Below are 18570 nucleotides of genomic sequence, written 5' to 3'. Positions count from 1 at the left end.
CAAGCCCGTCCGGCGATTGAGGACAATCAGTAAGCGCAACCAAACGCAACGGGCCGAGGCCACAAACCAAGCCCCCCGGCCCCCAGTCGGCCGCCCAGAACCGGCAGGAACACCGCTCCCCTCCTACGCTCGGACCATGTCACAGGTGCACGCGGCCCGCCGCACCCGGCTCCGCGACCGCTGCTCCGCCGCAGGCGACACCGCGGCTCTGGTCTCGCGGCCCGCCAACGTCCGCTATCTCGCCGGCGGCGCCCCACCCGGCGCCGTGCTGCTCGTCGGCCCCGACGAGGACCTGCTCCTGTGCCCCCGTACCCCCGTCCCCGAGTCCACCGAGGGCCACGTCGACGAGGAGCTGCGGCTCACCGTCCTGCCCACCGCCGACGGCGACCCCGCGGTTGCCGCCGCCGGGGTGCTCGCCCGGTCCGCCGTGGACTCGCTGGCCGTCGAGGAGCACCACCTCACCGTCGCCCGGCACCGGGCGATCGGCTCCGTGGCGCCCGGACTGCGCCTCACCGACCTGGGCGCCGCCGTCGAGCACCAGCGGATCGTCAAGGACGAGGAGGAGATCGCCTGCCTGCGGATCGCCGCCGAGATCGCCGACCACGCGCTGGGCGAACTGCTGGAGTCGATCCTCGTCGGCCGTACCGAACGCCACCTCGCCCTGGAGCTGGAGCGCCGGCTGGTCGACCACGGCGCCGACGGTCCCGCCTTCCCCACCGCGATCGCCACCGGCCCCCACTCGGGCCGGCCGCGGCACCGGCCGACGGACCGGAGGGTCGAGGAGGGTGATTTCCTGTCCGTCACCCTCGGCGCCGACTACCGCGGCTACCGCTGTCTGATCGGTCGTACGTTTGTCATCGGGACGTCTCCCGCCGACTGGCAGATCGAGTTGTACGAGCTGGTCTTCGGCGCACAACGGGCAGGTCGGGAGGTACTTGTGCCCGGCAAGGGCTACCGCGACGTGGACCGCGCGGCCCGGCAGCCGCTGGAGGCCGCGGGCCACTCGGAGGGGCTCGCTCCTCGTACGGGGCACGGCGTCGGGCTCGAAATCGACGAGGACCCGCAGATCGCCCCCGCCGCCATGGGTAAACTGGACGCTTGTGTGCCGGTCACCGTCGGACCGGGGGTCCACCTTCCGGGCCGGGGCGGTGTCCGGATCGATGACACGCTCGTCGTCCGCCCCGAGGCGGACGGCGGACCCGAGCTACTCACCATTACGACCAAGGAGCTGCTCGCGCTCTAGCGCGGCGCACCCCTGGTCGTCCGCCAGCTTTCAGTCCAGGAGATTCCGCAACCGTGGCTTCCACGAACGACCTCAAGAACGGCCTGGTCCTCAAGCTCGACGGGGGCCAGCTCTGGTCCGTCGTCGAGTTCCAGCACGTCAAGCCCGGCAAGGGCCCGGCCTTCGTGCGCACCAAGCTGAAGAACGTGCTCTCCGGCAAGGTGGTCGACAAGACCTTCAACGCCGGCGTGAAGGTCGAGACGGCCACCGTTGACCGCCGCGACATGCAGTTCTCGTACATGGACGGCGAGTACTACGTCTTCATGGACATGGACACGTACGACCAGCTCATGGTCGACCGCAAGTCCGTCGGCAACGCCGCGAACTACCTGATCGAGGGCTTCACGGCCAGCGTCGCCCAGCACGAGGGCGAGGTGCTCTACGTGGAGCTGCCCGCCGCGGTCGAGCTGGTCATCCAGCACACCGACCCGGGCCTCCAGGGCGACCGCTCCACCGGCGGCACGAAGCCGGCGACGCTGGAGACCGGTTACGAGATCGGCGTCCCGCTCTTCATCACCACCGGTGAGAAGATCAAGGTCGACACCCGCACCGGCGACTACCTCGGCCGGGTGAACAGCTAACCGTGGCTGCCCGGAACAAGGCCCGTAAGCGGGCCTTCCAGATCCTCTTCGAGGCCGACCAGCGCGGTGCGCCCGTGCAGACGGTCCTCGCGGACTGGATACGGCACGCCAGGACCGACGAGCGCCAGCCGCCGGTCGGTGAGTACACCATGGAGCTGGTCGAGGGGTACGCGGTGTACGCGGACCGGATCGACGACCTCATCTCCACCTACGCGGTCGGCTGGACGCTCGACCGCATGCCGGTCGTCGACCGGAACATCGTGCGGCTCGCCGCGTACGAGCTGGTCTGGGTGGACGACACCCCGGACGCCGTGGTGATCGACGAGGCGGTCCAGCTCGCCAAGGAGTTCTCGACCGACGACTCCCCGTCCTTCGTGAACGGCCTCCTGGGCCGTTTCAAGGAGCTGAAGCCGAGCCTGCGCCGACCCGCGGACACGCCGTAGGGCCCGCCGTGCTCCTGTGCTTCCCGTCGCCGGGCAGGCTGATCGACAGTCTGCCCGGCGACGTCCGTCTGCGGGGGCCCATGTGCTTCCGGTCGAGGAGTGGAGCGGGGGCGCGCGGAGAAGTCGGCTCCGAGCCCCTTGGAGCCCGCGTGCGCCCCCCTGGGGCACCCCCGCGCCCAGATGCCCGGCCACCTGCCCGCAGGCCGGTGGCGGTGCCGTGGGGCGGATCCACGCCGTCTCGCACGGATCAGGTCCCAGGCCCGGACGCACCGGAAGGACGGTCCCGGCGTGCGGGTCCGTCCTCCCGAGGTGACGTTTCTGCTGTTTTGCGTGAGAGGCGGGAGATCAGCCCTCGTCGTGCGCGACGGCACGGCGGGCGTCCGCGTCCAGGACTCCCCAGCTGATCAGCTGCTCGGTCAGGACCGAAGGCGACTGGTCGTAGATGACCGCGAGGGTGCGGAGGTCGTCCTGGCGGATCGACAGCACCTTGCCGTTGTAATCCCCGCGCTGGCTCTGGATCGTCGCCGCGTAACGCTGGAGAGGGCCCGCCTTCTCCTGCGGGACATGGGCCAGGCGCTCCAGCTGGAGGACCAGCTTCGGCGGCGGCTCGGCGGCGCCGCCGGGCGTCGTACCGGGCAGGAGCTCCTGCACCGGGACCCCGTAGAAATCCGCCAGCTCGGCGAGGCGCTGCACCGTGACGGCACGGTCGCCGCGCTCGTACGAACCGACCACGACGGCCTTCCAGCGGCCCTGGGACTTCTCCTCCACGCCATGGAGCGAGAGGCCCTGCTGGGTGCGGATGGCGCGGAGTTTGGCCCCGAGCTGCTTTGCGTATTCGCTGGACATATAGCTCCCCGGACGAAGTCTGGTAACTCACTGTGAGGTTACGCAGCGTTACTTGGATGCGTCAAGCCGAATGGTCCGTACCGCCCTTCCGCACAGCCTCGCGGCTCGTCCCCCGCAGGGGCGCCACCAGGCACTCCACCGTGCCCTGCTAACGTGGGTGGCGCAATTTCGACGTCCTTTAAGATCCGTCCCGTGAGGCGGAGAAGGAGGTCCGTTTCCAATGGACTCGCACAGCCCTGCCCACAGCTCCGACAGCCCTGCCCACAGCTCCGAGGCCGCCCGCCCCGTGCTGGAGGCCCCCGACATCGCCCGGGTCCTCACCCGCATCGCCCACGAGATCGTCGAACGCGCCAGGGGCGCCGACGACGTGGTGCTGCTCGGCATCCCCACCCGCGGCGTCTACCTCGCCCGACGGCTGGCGGACCGCCTCGCGGAGATCACCGGCCGCACGATCCCGGTCGGCTCCCTGGACATCACGATGTACCGCGACGACCTGCGCATGCGGCCCGCCCGCGCGCTGGGCCGCACCGACATCCCCGCCGACGGGGTCGACGGACGCCTCGTGGTCCTCGTGGACGACGTGCTCTTCTCCGGCCGTACGATCCGCGCGGCGCTCGACGCGCTCGGCGACATCGGCCGCCCCAGGGCCGTCCAGCTCGCGGTCCTCGTCGACCGCGGCCACCGCGAACTGCCGATCCGCGCCGACTACGTCGGCAAGAACCTCCCCACGTCGCTGCGGGAGACGGTCAAGGTCCAGCTCGCCGAGGAGGACGGACGCGACACGGTCCTGCTCGGCCTGCGCGGACCCGCCACGTCCGGCGAGCGCTAGCCGCAGCTCCCGTACGCCTCCGACCCACCCGTACGGCAGCGCTCGCGCGCCCGCACACCGCCACCACCTCCGGAGCAGACACCCGATGCTGCGTCTCCCAGGGACAAGCCCCCGCACGCCCGGCCACCTCATCTCCGCCGGCGATCTCACCCGCGACGAAGCCGTCCACATCCTCGACACCGCCGAGGAGATGGCCAGGGTCGCCGACCGGCCCATCAAAAAACTGCCCACCCTCCGCGGCCGTACCGTCGTCAACCTCTTCTTCGAGGACTCGACCCGGACCCGAATCTCGTTCGAGGCCGCCGCCAAGCGCCTCTCGGCGGACGTCATCAACTTCTCCGCGAAGGGCTCGTCCGTCTCCAAGGGCGAGTCGCTCAAGGACACCGCGCTGACCCTGGAGGCGATGGGCGCGGACGCCGTCGTCATCCGGCACGGCGCCTCCGGCGCCCCCTACCGGCTCGCCACCTCGGGCTGGATCGAAGGGGTCGTCGTCAACGCGGGCGACGGCACCCACGAACACCCCACCCAGGCCCTCCTCGACGCGTTCACCCTGCGCCGCCGCCTCGTCGGCGCCGACCAGGGCATCGGCCGCGACCTGGAAGGGCGCCGCGTCACGATCGTCGGCGACGTCCTGCACAGCCGGGTCGCCCGCTCCAACATCCTGCTGCTGCACACCCTGGGCGCCCAGGTCACCGTGGTCGCGCCGCCCACGCTCGTGCCCATCGGCGTCGAGCAGTGGCCCTGCGAGGTCAGCTACGACCTGGACCAGGTGCTGCCCGCCTCCGACGCCGTCATGATGCTGCGCGTGCAGCGCGAGCGGATGAACGCCGCCTTCTTCCCCACCGAGCGGGAGTACTCCCGCCGCTACGGCCTGAACGGCGACCGGATGGCCCGGATGCCCGGGCACTCCGTCGTGATGCACCCCGGCCCGATGAACCGCGGCATGGAGATCACCGCCGAGGTCGCCGACTCCGACCGCTGCACCGCCGTCGAGCAGGTCGCCAACGGCGTGTCCATCCGCATGGCCGTGCTCTACCTGCTGCTGGGCGGCAACGAGCCCGCCGTCAGCCACGCCCGTACCGAGGAGAACAAGTAACCATGACCAAGATCCTTGTCCGGGGCGCACGGGTGCTCGGTGGCGCGGCGCGGGACGTCCTGATCGACGGCGAGACGATCGCGGAGGTCGGCGCCGGCCTCGACGCCGGTGACGCGACCGTGATCGAGGCGGACGGGCTGGTCCTGCTGCCCGGTCTGGTCGACCTCCACACCCACCTGCGCGAGCCGGGCCGCGAGGACTCCGAGACGGTCCTCACCGGCACGAAGGCGGCGGCGATCGGCGGCTTCACGGCCGTCCACGCCATGGCCAACACCTTCCCCGTCGCCGACACCGCCGGAGTGGTCGAGCAGGTCTGGCGGCTGGGCCGCGAGTCCGGCTACTGCGACGTGCAGCCCATCGGCGCGGTCACCGTCGGCCTGGCGGGCAAGCAGCTCGCCGAGCTGGGCGCCATGCACGACTCGGCGGCCGGCGTCCGGGTCTTCTCCGACGACGGCAAGTGCGTGGACGACGCCGTGATCATGCGCCGGGCGCTGGAGTACGTGAAGGCCTTCGACGGCGTCGTCGCCCAGCACGCCCAGGAGCCCCGCCTCACCGAGGGCGCCCAGATGAACGAGGGCGTCGTCTCCGCCGAACTGGGCCTCGGCGGCTGGCCCGCCGTCGCCGAGGAGTCGATCATCGCCCGCGACGTCCTGCTCGCCGCGCACGTCGGCTCGCGGGTGCACATCTGCCACCTCTCCACGGCCGGTTCCGTCGAGCTGGTCCGCTGGGCCAAGTCCAAGGGGTGGAACGTCACCGCCGAGGTCACCCCGCACCACCTGCTCCTCACGGACGAGCTCGTACGGTCGTACAACCCGGTCTACAAGGTGAACCCGCCCCTTCGTACGGAGGCCGACGTGCTGGCCCTGCGCGAGGCGCTCGCCGACGGCACGATCGACTGCGTCGCCACCGACCACGCCCCGCACCCGCACGAGGACAAGGACTGCGAGTGGGCCGCGGCGGCCATGGGCATGGTCGGCCTGGAGACCGCGCTCTCCGTCGTCCAGCAGACGATGGTCGACACCGGGCTGCTCGACTGGGCGGGGGTCGCGGACCGCATGTCGTTCCGCCCGGCCAGGATCGGCCGCCTGGAGGGACACGGGCGGCCCGTCTCGGCAGGCGAGCCCGCCAACCTCACCCTGGTCGATCCGGCTTACCGTGGTGTCGTGGACCCCGCGGGTTTCGCCTCCCGCAGCCGCAACACCCCCTACGAGGGGCGCGAACTGCCGGGACGCGTGACCCACACCTTCCTGCGGGGCCGCGCCACGGTCGTCGACGGGAATCTGGCGTGACAAGCGTGACAACTGCGAACCTCTTCATCCCCCTGGCCGCCGAGCAGAAGTCGGCGGAGGTGACCGACTGGGCCGCCAGGATCGGCTGGGTGGTCGGCCTGCTGCTCTTCGTCGTGCTCATCTACTGGCTGATGCGGCAGGGCTGGAAATGGCGCGGCAGCCTCCAGTCCGACGTACCGGACCTGCCCACGGCCCCGGAGACCCCGGGCGAGGCCCGGCTGACCCTGACCGGCCGCTACCACGGCTCCACCACCGCCGGGCAGTGGCTCGACCGGATCGTGGCCCACGGGCTCGGCACCCGCAGCCGCGTCGAACTGACCCTGACCGACGCGGGACTGGACGTGGTACGCCCCGGCGCCACCGACTTCTTCGTCCCGGCCGGCCAACTGCGCGAGGCGCGGCTCGACAAGGGCATCGCGGGCAAGGTCCTCGCCGAGGGCGGCCTGCTGATCGTCACCTGGCAGCACGGCGACCGGCTGATCGACTCCGGCTTCCGGTCCGACCGGTCGGCCGAGCAGGCGGAATGGGTCGCCGCGATCAACAACGTCGTCATGAACTTCATGAACCACCCGATCACGACGGAAGGCGCATCATGACCACCTCCCCCCGGGGATCCGCCCGTGACAAGGCGTCTCCCGCCGTGCTCGTCCTGGAGGACGGCCGCAGTTTCCGCGGCCGTGCCTACGGGGCCGTGGGGGAGACGTTCGGCGAGGCGGTGTTCTCCACCGGCATGACCGGCTACCAGGAGACCCTCACCGACCCCTCGTACCACCGCCAGGTCGTCGTGATGACGGCCCCGCACGTCGGCAACACCGGGATCAACGACGAGGACCAGGAGTCCCGCCGTATCTGGGTGTCCGGCTATGTCGTACGAGACCCCGCGCGCGTCCCGTCCAACTGGCGCTCACGCCGCTCGCTGGACGACGAACTGTCCGCGCAGGGTGTCGTCGGCATCAGCGGGATCGACACCCGCGCCCTCACCCGCCACCTGCGCGAGCGCGGCGCGATGCGCGTCGGCATCTTCTCCGGGGACGCGCTCAACAGCGCCACGGGCAAGGGCGTCGCGGACGGGGCGGCGCTGCTCGCCCGCGTCCTGCGGGCCCCCGAGATGAGCGGCGCCGAGCTGTCCTCGGAGGTCACCACCACGGAGCCGTACGTCGTGCCCGCGATCGGCACCAAGCGGTTCACCGTCGCCGCCCTCGACCTCGGCATCAAGGGCATGACCCCACACCGGCTGGCCGAACGCGGCATAGAGGTCCACGTCCTGCCCGCCACCGCCACCCTGGACGACGTCTACGCCACCGCCCCCGACGGGGTCTTCCTCTCCAACGGCCCCGGCGACCCCGCCACCGCCGACCTCACCGTCGTCAAGGGCGTCCTGGAGCGCGGCACCCCGCTCTTCGGCATCTGCTTCGGCAACCAACTGCTCGGCCGCGCCCTGGGCTTCGGCACGTACAAGCTCAAGTACGGCCACCGCGGCATCAACCAGCCCGTGCAGGACCGGACGACCGGGAAGGTCGAGGTCACCGCGCACAACCACGGCTTCGCCGTCGACGCCCCGCTCGACCGGGTCTCCGAGACCCCCTACGGCCGCGCCGAGGTCAGCCACGTCTGCCTCAACGACAACGTGGTGGAGGGGCTGCGGCTGCTCGACCGGCCGGTGTTCAGCGTCCAGTACCACCCGGAGGCGGCCGCGGGCCCGCACGACGCCGCGTACCTCTTCGACCGCTTCACATCCCTGATGGAGGACCAGCGTGCCTAAGCGCACCGATATCCAGTCCGTCCTGGTCATCGGATCGGGACCGATCGTCATCGGCCAGGCCGCTGAGTTCGACTACTCCGGCACCCAGGCCTGCCGGGTCCTCAAGTCCGAGGGCCTGCGCGTCATCCTGGTCAACTCCAACCCCGCCACGATCATGACGGACCCGGAGATCGCCGACGCCACGTACGTCGAGCCGATCACCCCGGAGTTCGTCGAGAAGATCATCGCCAAGGAGCGCCCCGACGCGCTGCTGCCCACCCTCGGCGGCCAGACGGCGCTCAACACCGCCATCTCCATGCACGAACAGGGTGTCCTGGAGAAGTACGGCGTCGAGCTGATCGGCGCCAACGTCGAGGCGATCAACAAGGGTGAGGACCGCGAGCTGTTCAAGGGCGTGGTCGAGGCCGTCCGCGCCAAGATCGGCCACGGCGAGTCCGCCCGGTCGGTGATCTGCCACACGATGGACGACGTCCTCGCGGGCGTGGAGACGCTCGGCGGCTACCCCGTCGTCGTCCGCCCCTCCTTCACCATGGGCGGCGCCGGCTCCGGCTTCGCCCACGACGAGGAGGAGCTGCGCCGTATCGCCGGCCAGGGACTGATGCTCTCGCCGACCACCGAGGTGCTCCTGGAGGAGTCCATCCTCGGCTGGAAGGAGTACGAACTGGAGCTGATGCGCGACAAGAAGGACAACGTCGTCGTCGTCTGTTCCATCGAGAACTTCGACCCGATGGGCGTGCACACCGGCGACTCGATCACCGTCGCGCCCGCGATGACGCTGACCGACCGTGAGTACCAGACCCTCCGGGACGTCGGCATCGCGATCATCCGCGAGGTCGGGGTGGACACCGGCGGCTGCAACATCCAGTTCGCCGTCAACCCCGACGACGGCCGCATCATCGTCATCGAGATGAACCCCCGGGTGTCCCGGTCCTCCGCGCTCGCCTCCAAGGCCACCGGCTTCCCGATCGCCAAGATCGCCGCCCGGCTCGCCGTCGGCTACACGCTGGACGAGATCCCGAACGACATCACCGAGAAGACCCCGGCGTCCTTCGAGCCCACCCTCGACTACGTCGTCGTGAAGGTCCCGCGCTTCGCCTTCGAGAAGTTCCCGCTCGCCGACGCCACGCTCACCACCACCATGAAGTCCGTGGGCGAGGCGATGGCCATCGGCCGTAACTTCACCGAGGCGCTCCAGAAGGCCCTGCGCTCCCTGGAGAAGGCCGGCAGCCAGTTCAGCTTCACCGGCCGGCCCGGCGACAAGGACGCGCTGCTGGAGAGCGCCAAGGTCCCCACCGACGGCCGGATCAACACCGTCATGCAGGCCATCAGGGCCGGGGCCACCCCGGAGGAGGTCTTCGACGCGACGAAGATCGACCCGTGGTTCGTGGACCAGCTGTTCCTGATCAAGGAGTACGCGGACGAACTGACCGCCGCCGACCGGCTCTTCCCCGAGCTGCTCGCCGAGGTCAAGCGGCACGGCTTCTCCGACGCCCAGATCGGCGAGATCCGGGGGCTGCGCGAGGACGTCGTCCGGGAGGTCAGGCACTCGCTGGGAGTCCGCCCGGTCTACAAGACGGTCGACACCTGCGCGGCCGAGTTCGCCGCGAAGACCCCGTACTTCTACTCCTCGTACGACGAGGAGAGCGAGGTCGCGCCCCGCGAGAAGCCCGCCGTGATCATCCTCGGCTCGGGGCCCAACCGGATCGGCCAGGGCATCGAGTTCGACTACTCGTGCGTGCACGCCTCCTTCGCGCTCAGTGACGCCGGGTACGAGACCGTGATGGTCAACTGCAACCCCGAGACCGTCTCCACCGACTACGACACCTCCGACCGGCTCTACTTCGAGCCGCTCACCCTGGAGGACGTGCTGGAGATCGTGCACGTCGAGTCGCTCGCCGGGCCGATCGCGGGCGTCATCGTCCAGCTCGGCGGCCAGACCCCGCTGGGCCTCGCCCAGGCACTCAAGGACAACGGCGTCCCGGTCGTCGGCACGCCCCCCGAGGCCATCCACGCCGCCGAGGACCGCGGCGCGTTCGGCCGGGTCCTCGCCGAGGCCGGCCTGCCCGCGCCCAAGCACGGCACCGCCACCACCTTCGCCGGGGCCAAGGCCATCGCCGACGAGATCGGCTACCCGGTGCTCGTCCGCCCGTCGTACGTGCTCGGCGGGCGCGGCATGGAGATCGTGTACGACGAGACGCGCCTGTCCTCGTACATCGCCGAGTCCACGGAGATCAGCCCCACCCGCCCGGTCCTCGTCGACCGCTTCCTCGACGACGCCATCGAGATCGACGTGGACGCCCTCTACGACGGCACCGAGCTGTACCTGGGCGGCGTCATGGAGCACATCGAGGAGGCCGGGATCCACTCCGGCGACTCCGCGTGCGCCCTGCCGCCCATCACGCTCGGCGGGTACGACATCAAGCGGCTGCGCACGTCCACGGAGGCCATCGCCAAGGGCGTCGGGGTACGCGGTCTGATCAACATCCAGTTCGCCCTGGCGGGGGACATCCTGTACGTCCTGGAGGCCAACCCGCGCGCCTCCCGTACGGTCCCCTTCACCTCCAAGGCGACCGCCGTACCGCTGGCCAAGGCGGCGGCCCGCATCTCGCTCGGCGCCACCATCGCCGGACTGCGCGCCGAGGGCCTGCTCCCGGCACACGGTGACGGCGGCACGCTGCCGCTGGACGGGCCGATCTCCGTCAAGGAGGCCGTGATGCCGTGGTCGCGTTTCCGCGACGTCCACGGACGCGGTGTCGACACCGTCCTCGGCCCGGAGATGCGCTCCACCGGCGAGGTCATGGGCATCGACTCCGCCTTCGGCACGGCCTACGCGAAGTCCCAGGCGGGCGCGTACGGGCCGCTGCCGACCAAGGGCCGCGCCTTCATCTCCGTCGCCAACCGCGACAAGCGCTCGATGATCTTCCCGGCGCGTGAGCTGGTGGCCCACGGCTTCGAGCTGCTCGCCACCTCCGGCACGGCCGAGGTCCTCAAGCGCAACGGCATCAAGGCCAGGGTCGTACGCAAGCAGTTCGAGGGCGAGGGCCCCAACGGCGAGCAGACCATCGTCCAGCTCATCCACGCGGGCGAGGTCGACCTCATCGTCAACACCCCGTACGGCACCGGCGGGCGGCTCGACGGCTACGACATCCGTACGGCCGCCGTGGCGCGCGGAGTCCCGTGCCTGACGACGGTCCAGGCGCTGGCCGCCGCCGTCCAGGGCATCGACGCGCTCACCCACGGCGACATCGGCGTCCGGTCCCTCCAGGAACACGCGCGACACCTGATCGCGGCCCGCGAGGACCAGTAGCCCGCACACGAGGGGGGACACCGGAACCGGTGTCCCCCCTCGCGCATGACCTCCCGCATGACTTCTTGAGGAAAGCACCCACCCATGTACGCACTCTTCTTCCAGCTGGTCTTCCGGCGGATGGACGCCGAACGCGCCCATCACCTGGCCTTCCGGTGGATCCGCCTCGCCGCCCGCGTCCCCGTCCTGCGCACCTTCGCCGCGGCCCTCCTCGCCCCCCGCCACCCGGAGCTGCGCACCGAGGCCCTCGGCCTGCGGATGCACGGCCCCTTCGGGCTGGCCGCGGGCTTCGACAAGAACGCCGTCGCCGTGGACGGGCTGGCGATGCTCGGCTTCGACCACATCGAGATCGGGACCGTCACCGGGCAGCCGCAGCCGGGCAACCCGAAGCAGCGGCTCTTCCGGCTCGTCGCCGACCGCGCGCTGATCAACCGGATGGGCTTCAACAACGAGGGCTCCGAGGCCGTGGCCGCCCGCCTCGCCGCCCGGCGCGAGGTCTTCCGTACCACCGTCGGCGTCAACATCGGCAAGACCAAGGTCGTCCCCGAGGGTGAGGCGACCGCGGACTACGTCCTGTCGACGGAGCGGCTGGCCGCCCACGCCGACTACCTGGTGGTCAACGTCAGCTCGCCCAACACCCCGGGACTGCGCAGCCTCCAGGCCGTCGACCAGCTCCGGCCGCTGCTCGCCGCCGTACGCGAGGCGGCCGACCGTACGGTCACCGACCGCCGCGTCCCGCTCCTCGTCAAGATCGCCCCCGACCTCGCGGACGAGGACGTCGACGCCGTCGCCGACCTCGCCGTCGAGCTGGGCCTGGACGGCATCATCGCGACGAACACCACCATCGCCAGGGACGGGCTGGGACTCCGCTCGCCCGCCGGCCTGGTCGCGGAGACCGGCGGGCTGTCCGGCGCGCCCCTCAAGGACCGCTCCCTGGCCGTCCTGAGCCGGTTGTACGCCCGGGTGGGGGACAGGATCACCCTGGTCGGCGTCGGGGGCGTCGAGGACGCCGAGGACGTCTGGCAGCGGATCCTGGCGGGCGCGACGCTCGTCCAGGGCTACAGCGCGTTCGTCTACCGGGGGCCGTTCTGGAGCCGCGCGGTCCACAAGGGGCTCGCGGCGCGGCTGCGCACGAGTCCGTACGCCACCCTCGCCGACGCCGTCGGCGCCGAGACCCGGAAGGTGACCGCATGACCGCGCGACAGGAGCCCGTACCGCGGGAGAACCCGCCGGGCGAGCCGTTCGGTGTCAGGCTGCGCCGGGCCATGGACACCCGCGGGCCGCTCTGCGTCGGCATCGACCCGCACGGATCGCTGCTCACGGCCTGGGGCCTGGGCGACGACCTCGCGGGACTGGAGCGCTTCACCCGGACGACCGTGGAGGCGCTGGCCGACCGGGTCGCCGTCCTCAAGCCGCAGTCCGCGTTCTTCGAGCGCTTCGGCTCCCGGGGCATCGCCGTACTGGAAAAAGCGGTCGAGGAGGCGCGGGCGGCCGGCGCCCTGGTCCTGATGGACGCCAAGCGCGGGGACATCGGCTCGACGATGGAGGCGTACGCGCGGACCTACCTGGACAAGGACTCGCCGCTGTTCTCGGACGCGGTGACGCTCTCGCCGTACCTCGGCTTCGGCTCGCTGCGCCCCGCCCTCGACGCGGCCGCCGTCTCCGGGGCCGGTGTCTTCGTCCTGGCGCTCACCTCCAACCCGGAGGGCGCGGAGGTCCAGCGGGCCACCGCCGCCGACGGCAGGCCGCTGGCACAGGTCGTGCTCGACCACATCGCCGCCGAGAACCGGGGCGCCCCCGTCCTCGGCTCGGTGGGCGCGGTCGTCGGCGCCACGCTCGGTGACGCGGGGGTCGACCTCGCCGTCAACGGACCGCTGCTCGCCCCCGGCATCGGGGCGCAGGGCGCGACCCCGGCGGATCTCCCCGGCGTCTTCGGCGCGGCGATCGGGAACGTCGTCCCGAGCGTCAGCCGGGGCGTCCTGCGGTACGGCCCCGGCGTCGCGGCCCTGCGCGAGGCGGCGGAGCGCTTCACGGCGGAGGTCAGGACGGCCGTCGCGGCGGCCCGGGACACTCCTTCCTGACGACCGGACGCGACCGGACGCGAGCGGAAGCGCCCGGAAGCCCCCGGACGCGACCGGACGACGGCTTCGCGGGGACGTCGCGGAGACCTTCCGGAGACCTTCCGGAGACCTTCCGGAGACCGCGCGGGGACCTGGCGGGGACCCGGCGGCGACGCGACAGGAGCCCTCTTGACCAAAATGTGGGGCAAAATGACCGGAATGTCGCCCCCGATCAATGCTGACCAGGACTTTTCGTCTGTTCTCGCTGACTCCGGCGGCCTTGGCCGCTAGTCTCCGTCGAGAGCCAACGTGCAGTGCGTTGCCCGTTGCTCGCCCTGGTGCGGGGCGATCAGGTCCCGCGCCGGTCCGTATCCGACAGTTCGACATCCGAGGTGACGTAGGCGTGGCTCTTCCGCCCCTTACCCCTGAACAGCGCGCAGCCGCGCTCGAAAAGGCCGCCGCGGCTCGCCGGGAGCGGGCCGAGGTCAAGAATCGACTCAAGCACTCCGGTGCTTCTCTCCATGACGTCATCAAGCAGGGCCAGGAGAACGACGTCATCGGGAAGATGAAGGTCTCCGCCCTCCTTGAGTCCCTGCCCGGCGTGGGCAAGGTCCGCGCCAAGCAGATCATGGAGCGGCTCGGGATCTCCGAGAGCCGCCGCGTGCGCGGTCTTGGCTCCAACCAGATCGCGTCCCTGGAACGCGAGTTCGGCGGCGCGGCTTCCTGACGTTCCCGGGCACTCCCGGGAACCTGGATAATCGCTGCATGGCAGCAGAGGTACGACCGCGGCTGACCGTGCTCTCCGGCCCCTCCGGGGTAGGCAAGAGCACGGTCGTCGCGCATATGCGCAAGGTCCACCCCGAGGTATGGCTCTCGGTGTCGGCCACCACAAGAAAGCCGCGCCCCGGTGAGCGCCACGGCGTCCAGTACTTCTTCGTCTCGGACGAGGAGTTCGACAAGCTGGTCGCCAACGGCGAGCTGCTGGAATGGGCCGAGTTCGCGGGCAACCGCTACGGCACCCCGCGCCGGGCGGTCCTGGACCGCCTGGAGTCGGGCGATCCCGTACTGCTGGAGATCGACCTCCAGGGCGCACGGCAGGTCAAGGAGTCGATGCCCGACTCCCAGCTGGTCTTCCTGGCTCCGCCGAGCTGGGACGAGCTGGTGCGCCGGCTCACCGGCCGGGGCACCGAGTCCGCGCCTGTCATCGAGCGACGGCTCGCGGCCGCCAGGATCGAGCTGGCCGCCGAGTCGGAGTTCGACACGACCCTCGTCAACACGTCCGTCGAGGACGTCGCGCGCGAGCTGCTAGCCTTGATGGCAGTTGCATGATCTTTACTGTTGGCGTCTTTGATGCCAACGCCTCTTGAATCTTCACGTGTCCCTTAGCGTTTCCCTGAATTTTCTTCGGAAGGCCAGAGAGTGTCCTCTTCCATTTCCACGCCCGAGGGCATCATCAACCCGCCGATCGACGAGTTGCTTGAGGCCACGGACTCGAAGTACAGCCTCGTGATCTACGCGGCCAAGCGCGCGCGCCAGATCAACGCGTACTACTCGCAGCTCGGCGAGGGCCTGCTGGAGTACGTCGGCCCGCTGGTGGACACCCACGTCCACGAGAAGCCGCTCTCGATCGCCCTGCGCGAGATCAACGCCGGTCTGCTGACCTCCGAGGCCATCGACGGCCCGGCCCAGTAGGCACGTACACGCTCGCTCAGTCACGTACACGCACTTTCACCCAGGCCCGGCAGCGCGACTGCCGGGCCTGCGGTGTGTCATTCCCTGGGAGGAGACACGGTGGACGGCAGGCCGAAGGTTGTTCTGGGAGTCGCGGGCGGGATCGCCGCGTACAAGGCGTGCGAGCTGCTGCGGCGGCTGACCGAGTCGGGTCATGACGTACGGGTCGTGCCGACCGACGCCGCGCTGCACTTCGTGGGGGCGGCCACCTGGTCCGCGCTCTCCGGCCACCCGGTCTCCACCGAGGTCTGGAACGACGTGCACGAGGTGCCGCACGTCCGCATCGGGCAGAGCGCCGACCTGGTGGTGGTGGCACCGGCCACCGCCGACCTCCTCGCGAAGGCGGCGCACGGTCTCGCCGACGACCTGCTCACCAACACGCTCCTCACCGCCCGCTGTCCCGTCGTCCTCGCCCCCGCGATGCACACCGAGATGTGGGAACACCCCGCGACCCAGGAGAACGTGGCGACGCTCCGCCGGCGGGGCGTGATCGTCGTCGAACCGGCGGTCGGCCGGCTCACCGGCGCCGACACCGGCAAGGGGCGGCTGCCGGACCCGGGCGAGATCTTCGAGGTCTGCCGCCGGGTGCTGGCCCGTGGGGTGACCGCACCCGACCTGGCCGGGCGCCACGTCGTGGTCAGCGCCGGCGGGACGCGCGAACCGCTGGACCCCGTCCGCTACCTGGGGAACCGCTCGTCGGGGAAGCAGGGATACGCCCTGGCCCGTACGGCGGCGGCCCGCGGCGCGCGCGTGACGCTGATCGAGGCCAACACGGGGATCACCGACCCGGCGGGCGTCGACGTCGTCCATGTGGGGACGGCGGTGCAGCTGCGCGAGGCCGTGCTGAAGGCCGCGGCGGACGCGGACGCGGTGGTGATGGCGGCGGCCGTCGCCGACTTCCGGCCCGCCGCGTACGCGCCGGGGAAGATCAAGAAGAAGGACGGCGAGGAGCCCGCTCCCGTCGCGCTGGTCCGCAACCCGGACATCCTCGCCGAGATCGCGGGTGAGCGCGCCCGGCCGGAACAGGTGGTGGTCGGCTTCGCGGCGGAGACGGACGACGTCCTCGCCAACGGCCGCCGCAAGCTGCTCCGCAAGGGCTGCGACCTGCTGGTCGTCAACGAGGTGGGGGAGCGCAGGACCTTCGGCGCGGAGGAGAACGAGGCGGTCGTGCTCGCGGCCGACGGGGGCGAGACACCGGTGCCGTACGGTCCCAAGGAAGCGCTCGCGGACGTCGTCTGGGACCTGGTGGTCCCGCGCCTCGGCCCGGCGGGACTCGACCCCCGATCCAGAAACGCATGAATTCTCTGTGGCGGAGTGTCGGACGGCGTTTCGCCGGATCCGTCTCCTCCCGTGGCCGAAAACCCGGGGAAACCGCAGCATAGGCGGCATATTGCCGCCGGACGGGGCCCGATCGGCGGATCCGGCGCCACGCCGATGCGCACCATGAAACCTTCATGGATCGAGAAACGTGGCCCGGTGTCCGCATCTGACCGATAAAGTGGTCGAGGAGCGTCGCGGGGCGCAGCCCCCCGCCGTTCCGGAACCACCCATGTTTGAGCCAGCAGCCGCTGCAACCCCAGGGAGCGTTGTGTCCCGTCGTCTCTTCACCTCGGAGTCAGTGACCGAAGGTCACCCCGACAAGATCGCTGACCAGATCAGCGACACCATTCTCGACGCGCTCCTGCGGGAGGACCCGGCCTCCCGGGTCGCCGTGGAGACCTTGATCACCACGGGCCAGGTCCACGTGGCCGGCGAGGTGACCACGAAGGCGTACGCGCCGATCGCCCAGCTGGTCCGCGACAAGATCCTGGACATCGGTTACGACTCCTCGAAGAAGGGCTTCGACGGCGCCTCCTGCGGCGTGTCGGTGTCCATCGGCGCCCAGTCGCCCGACATCGCGCAGGGTGTCGACACCGCGTACGAGAAGCGTGTCGAGGGATCCGCCGCGGGTGAAGAGGGCGACGACCTCGACAAGCAGGGCGCGGGCGACCAGGGCCTGATGTTCGGCTACGCGTGCGACGAGACGCCCGAGCTGATGCCCCTCCCGATCCACCTGGCGCACCGGCTCTCCCGGCGCCTGTCCGAGGTCCGCAAGAACGGGACGATCCCGTACCTGCGCCCGGACGGCAAGACGCAGGTCACCATCGAGTACGACGGCGACAAGGCCGTCCGTCTCGACACGGTCGTCGTCTCCTCCCAGCACGCCTCGGACATCGACCTGGACTCGCTGCTGGCGCCCGACGTCCGCGAGTTCGTCGTGGAGCACGTCCTGAACCAGCTGGTCGAGGACGGCATCAAGCTCGACACCGAGGGCTACCGCCTCCTGGTCAACCCGACCGGCCGCTTCGAGATCGGCGGCCCGATGGGCGACGCCGGCCTGACCGGCCGCAAGATCATCATCGACACGTACGGCGGCATGGCCCGCCACGGCGGCGGCGCCTTCTCGGGCAAGGACCCGTCGAAGGTCGACCGCTCGGCGGCGTACGCGATGCGCTGGGTCGCGAAGAACGTCGTCGCGGCCGGCCTGGCCTCCCGCTGCGAGGTCCAGGTCGCGTACGCGATCGGCAAGGCCGAGCCGGTCGGCCTCTTCGTGGAGACCTTCGGCACGCACACGGTCGACCCGGAGAAGATCGAGCAGGCCATCGCCCACGTCTTCGACCTCCGCCCGGCCGCGATCATCCGCGACCTGGACCTGCTCCGCCCGATCTACGCCCAGACGGCGGCGTACGGCCACTTCGGCCGCGAGCTCCCCGAGTTCACCTGGGAGCGCACGGACCGCGTGGACGCCCTCCGCGAGGCAGCGGGCCTGTAGCACCCCCAGCACCGCACGACGGACCCCGGCCACCTCTGTTGGTGGCCGGGGTCCGCCGCGTCCGGGCCCGGTCGTGCCGCGGTCGGCCCGGCGGACCTGCCGCTGTCCGCCGGCCGGCGGCACGTCCGCCGGTGTCGGTGGTGTCTGGTAGGTATGAAGCTGTGAGCAGCGACGACAAGCAGCCTGAGGGGTCCGGGGAGGGGGGCGGGCCCGAGCAGCTCGCGTTCATTCGGGAGACCGTGCGGAAGGCCAAGGTGCCGCGGGCGAAGCCGCGGACGTGGCGGGGGGCCGCGTTGGCGGGGGAGTTGCCCGTGGCGCGAGTGGTGGTGAACAAGGGGGTGCTGCACCTCGACCAGTTCTTCGACTACGCGGTGCCCGAGGAGCTGGACCGGGACGCGCAGCCGGGGGTGCGGGTGCGGGTGCGGTTCGGGGCCGGGGCACGTCAGGTTCGGGGTGGGCGGCGTGAGGGCGGGCGGCTGATCGACGGGTTCGTCGTGGAGCGCCGGGCCGAGTCCGACTACGCCGGGCCGCT

17 protein-coding genes and 1 pseudogene are annotated in these 18570 nt (G+C 71.0%); 17 read left to right on the top strand and 1 reads right to left on the bottom strand.

The window, feature by feature from the left end; genetic code table 11:
- Positions 1–136 precede the first annotated feature (136 nt).
- Genes GT042_RS24940 through nusB form a run of 3 tightly spaced genes read left to right on the top strand, consistent with a single transcriptional unit; the run spans position 137 to position 2306 of the window.
- Positions 137–1243 carry an aminopeptidase P family protein gene (locus GT042_RS24940; RefSeq protein WP_161310970.1) on the top strand — a complete coding sequence of 369 codons (1107 nt, stop codon included), beginning with the start codon at positions 137–139 and terminating at the stop codon, positions 1241–1243.
- Between the two features lie 53 nt (positions 1244–1296).
- Positions 1297–1863, top strand: coding sequence for an elongation factor P (gene efp / locus GT042_RS24935; protein ID WP_161310969.1), 567 nt, complete (start codon positions 1297–1299; stop codon positions 1861–1863).
- A 2-nt stretch (positions 1864–1865) separates the two neighbouring features.
- Positions 1866–2306 (top strand): transcription antitermination factor NusB, encoded by a 441-nt coding sequence (gene nusB / locus GT042_RS24930; protein ID WP_161310968.1) that lies wholly within the window; start codon positions 1866–1868, stop codon positions 2304–2306.
- A gap of 345 nt (positions 2307–2651) precedes the next feature.
- Here nusB and bldD read toward each other — a convergent pair whose 3' ends face one another.
- The gene (bldD, locus tag GT042_RS24925) at positions 2652–3152 is read right to left on the bottom strand and encodes a transcriptional regulator BldD (protein ID WP_161310967.1); all 501 of its coding nucleotides are present in this window, start codon (positions 3150–3152) and stop codon (positions 2652–2654) included.
- A gap of 220 nt (positions 3153–3372) precedes the next feature.
- Here bldD and pyrR point away from each other — a divergent pair, with 220 nt between their 5' ends.
- From pyrR to GT042_RS24855, 14 genes and pseudogenes are all read left to right on the top strand, one after another.
- On the top strand, positions 3373–3981 hold the full coding sequence (gene pyrR / locus GT042_RS24920) for a bifunctional pyr operon transcriptional regulator/uracil phosphoribosyltransferase PyrR (protein WP_161310966.1): 609 nt from the start codon (positions 3373–3375) through the stop codon (positions 3979–3981).
- 85 nt (positions 3982–4066) lie between these two features.
- Positions 4067–5077, top strand: coding sequence for an aspartate carbamoyltransferase catalytic subunit (locus GT042_RS24915; RefSeq protein WP_161310965.1), 1011 nt, complete (start codon positions 4067–4069; stop codon positions 5075–5077).
- 2 nt (positions 5078–5079) lie between these two features.
- Entirely contained in the window at positions 5080–6366 is a 1287-nt protein-coding gene (locus tag GT042_RS24910) for a dihydroorotase (RefSeq protein WP_161310964.1), read from the top strand.
- Positions 6367–6371: 5 nt separating this feature from the next.
- Entirely contained in the window at positions 6372–6962 is a 591-nt protein-coding gene (locus tag GT042_RS24905) for a hypothetical protein (RefSeq protein ID WP_345943905.1), read from the top strand.
- Positions 6959–8128: a carbamoyl phosphate synthase small subunit gene (locus GT042_RS24900; RefSeq protein WP_161310963.1), complete on the top strand. Its 1170-nt coding sequence runs from the start codon at positions 6959–6961 to the stop codon at positions 8126–8128. The genes GT042_RS24905 and GT042_RS24900 overlap by 4 nt, the downstream gene beginning before the upstream one ends.
- On the top strand, positions 8121–11435 hold the full coding sequence (gene carB / locus GT042_RS24895; RefSeq protein ID WP_161310962.1) for a carbamoyl-phosphate synthase large subunit: 3315 nt from the start codon (positions 8121–8123) through the stop codon (positions 11433–11435). The genes GT042_RS24900 and carB overlap by 8 nt, the downstream gene beginning before the upstream one ends.
- 84 nt (positions 11436–11519) lie before the next feature.
- Positions 11520–12629 carry a quinone-dependent dihydroorotate dehydrogenase gene (locus GT042_RS24890; protein WP_161310961.1) on the top strand — a complete coding sequence of 370 codons (1110 nt, stop codon included), beginning with the start codon at positions 11520–11522 and terminating at the stop codon, positions 12627–12629.
- Positions 12626–13516 carry an orotidine-5'-phosphate decarboxylase gene (gene pyrF, locus GT042_RS24885; protein ID WP_161310960.1) on the top strand — a complete coding sequence of 297 codons (891 nt, stop codon included), beginning with the start codon at positions 12626–12628 and terminating at the stop codon, positions 13514–13516. Before GT042_RS24890 ends, pyrF begins: the two co-directional genes overlap by 4 nt.
- Positions 13517–13898: 382 nt before the next feature.
- Positions 13899–14222 (top strand): integration host factor, encoded by a 324-nt coding sequence (locus tag GT042_RS24880; protein WP_161310959.1) that lies wholly within the window; start codon positions 13899–13901, stop codon positions 14220–14222.
- Positions 14223–14260: 38 nt separating this feature from the next.
- Positions 14261–14824 carry a guanylate kinase gene (gmk, locus tag GT042_RS24875; RefSeq protein WP_161310958.1) on the top strand — a complete coding sequence of 188 codons (564 nt, stop codon included), beginning with the start codon at positions 14261–14263 and terminating at the stop codon, positions 14822–14824.
- 90 nt (positions 14825–14914) lie between these two features.
- Positions 14915–15187 (top strand): DNA-directed RNA polymerase subunit omega, encoded by a 273-nt coding sequence (rpoZ, locus tag GT042_RS24870; protein ID WP_023542989.1) that lies wholly within the window; start codon positions 14915–14917, stop codon positions 15185–15187.
- Positions 15188–15271: 84 nt separating this feature from the next.
- Positions 15272–16525, top strand: coding sequence for a bifunctional phosphopantothenoylcysteine decarboxylase/phosphopantothenate--cysteine ligase CoaBC (gene coaBC, locus GT042_RS24865; protein WP_161310971.1), 1254 nt, complete (start codon positions 15272–15274; stop codon positions 16523–16525).
- A 289-nt stretch (positions 16526–16814) separates the two neighbouring features.
- On the top strand, positions 16815–18038 hold the full coding sequence (gene metK, locus GT042_RS24860) for a methionine adenosyltransferase (RefSeq protein WP_161310957.1): 1224 nt from the start codon (positions 16815–16817) through the stop codon (positions 18036–18038).
- Positions 18039–18199: 161 nt separating this feature from the next.
- A pseudogene (locus tag GT042_RS24855) lies at positions 18200–18570 on the top strand (primosome assembly protein PriA); the annotation flags it as partial.

The organism is Streptomyces sp. SID3212, assembly GCF_009865405.1.
GTDB lineage: Bacteria > Actinomycetota > Actinomycetes > Streptomycetales > Streptomycetaceae > Streptomyces.
Note: the sequence above shows the minus strand (reverse complement) of the source record. Positions and strands in the feature narration are given on the sequence as shown.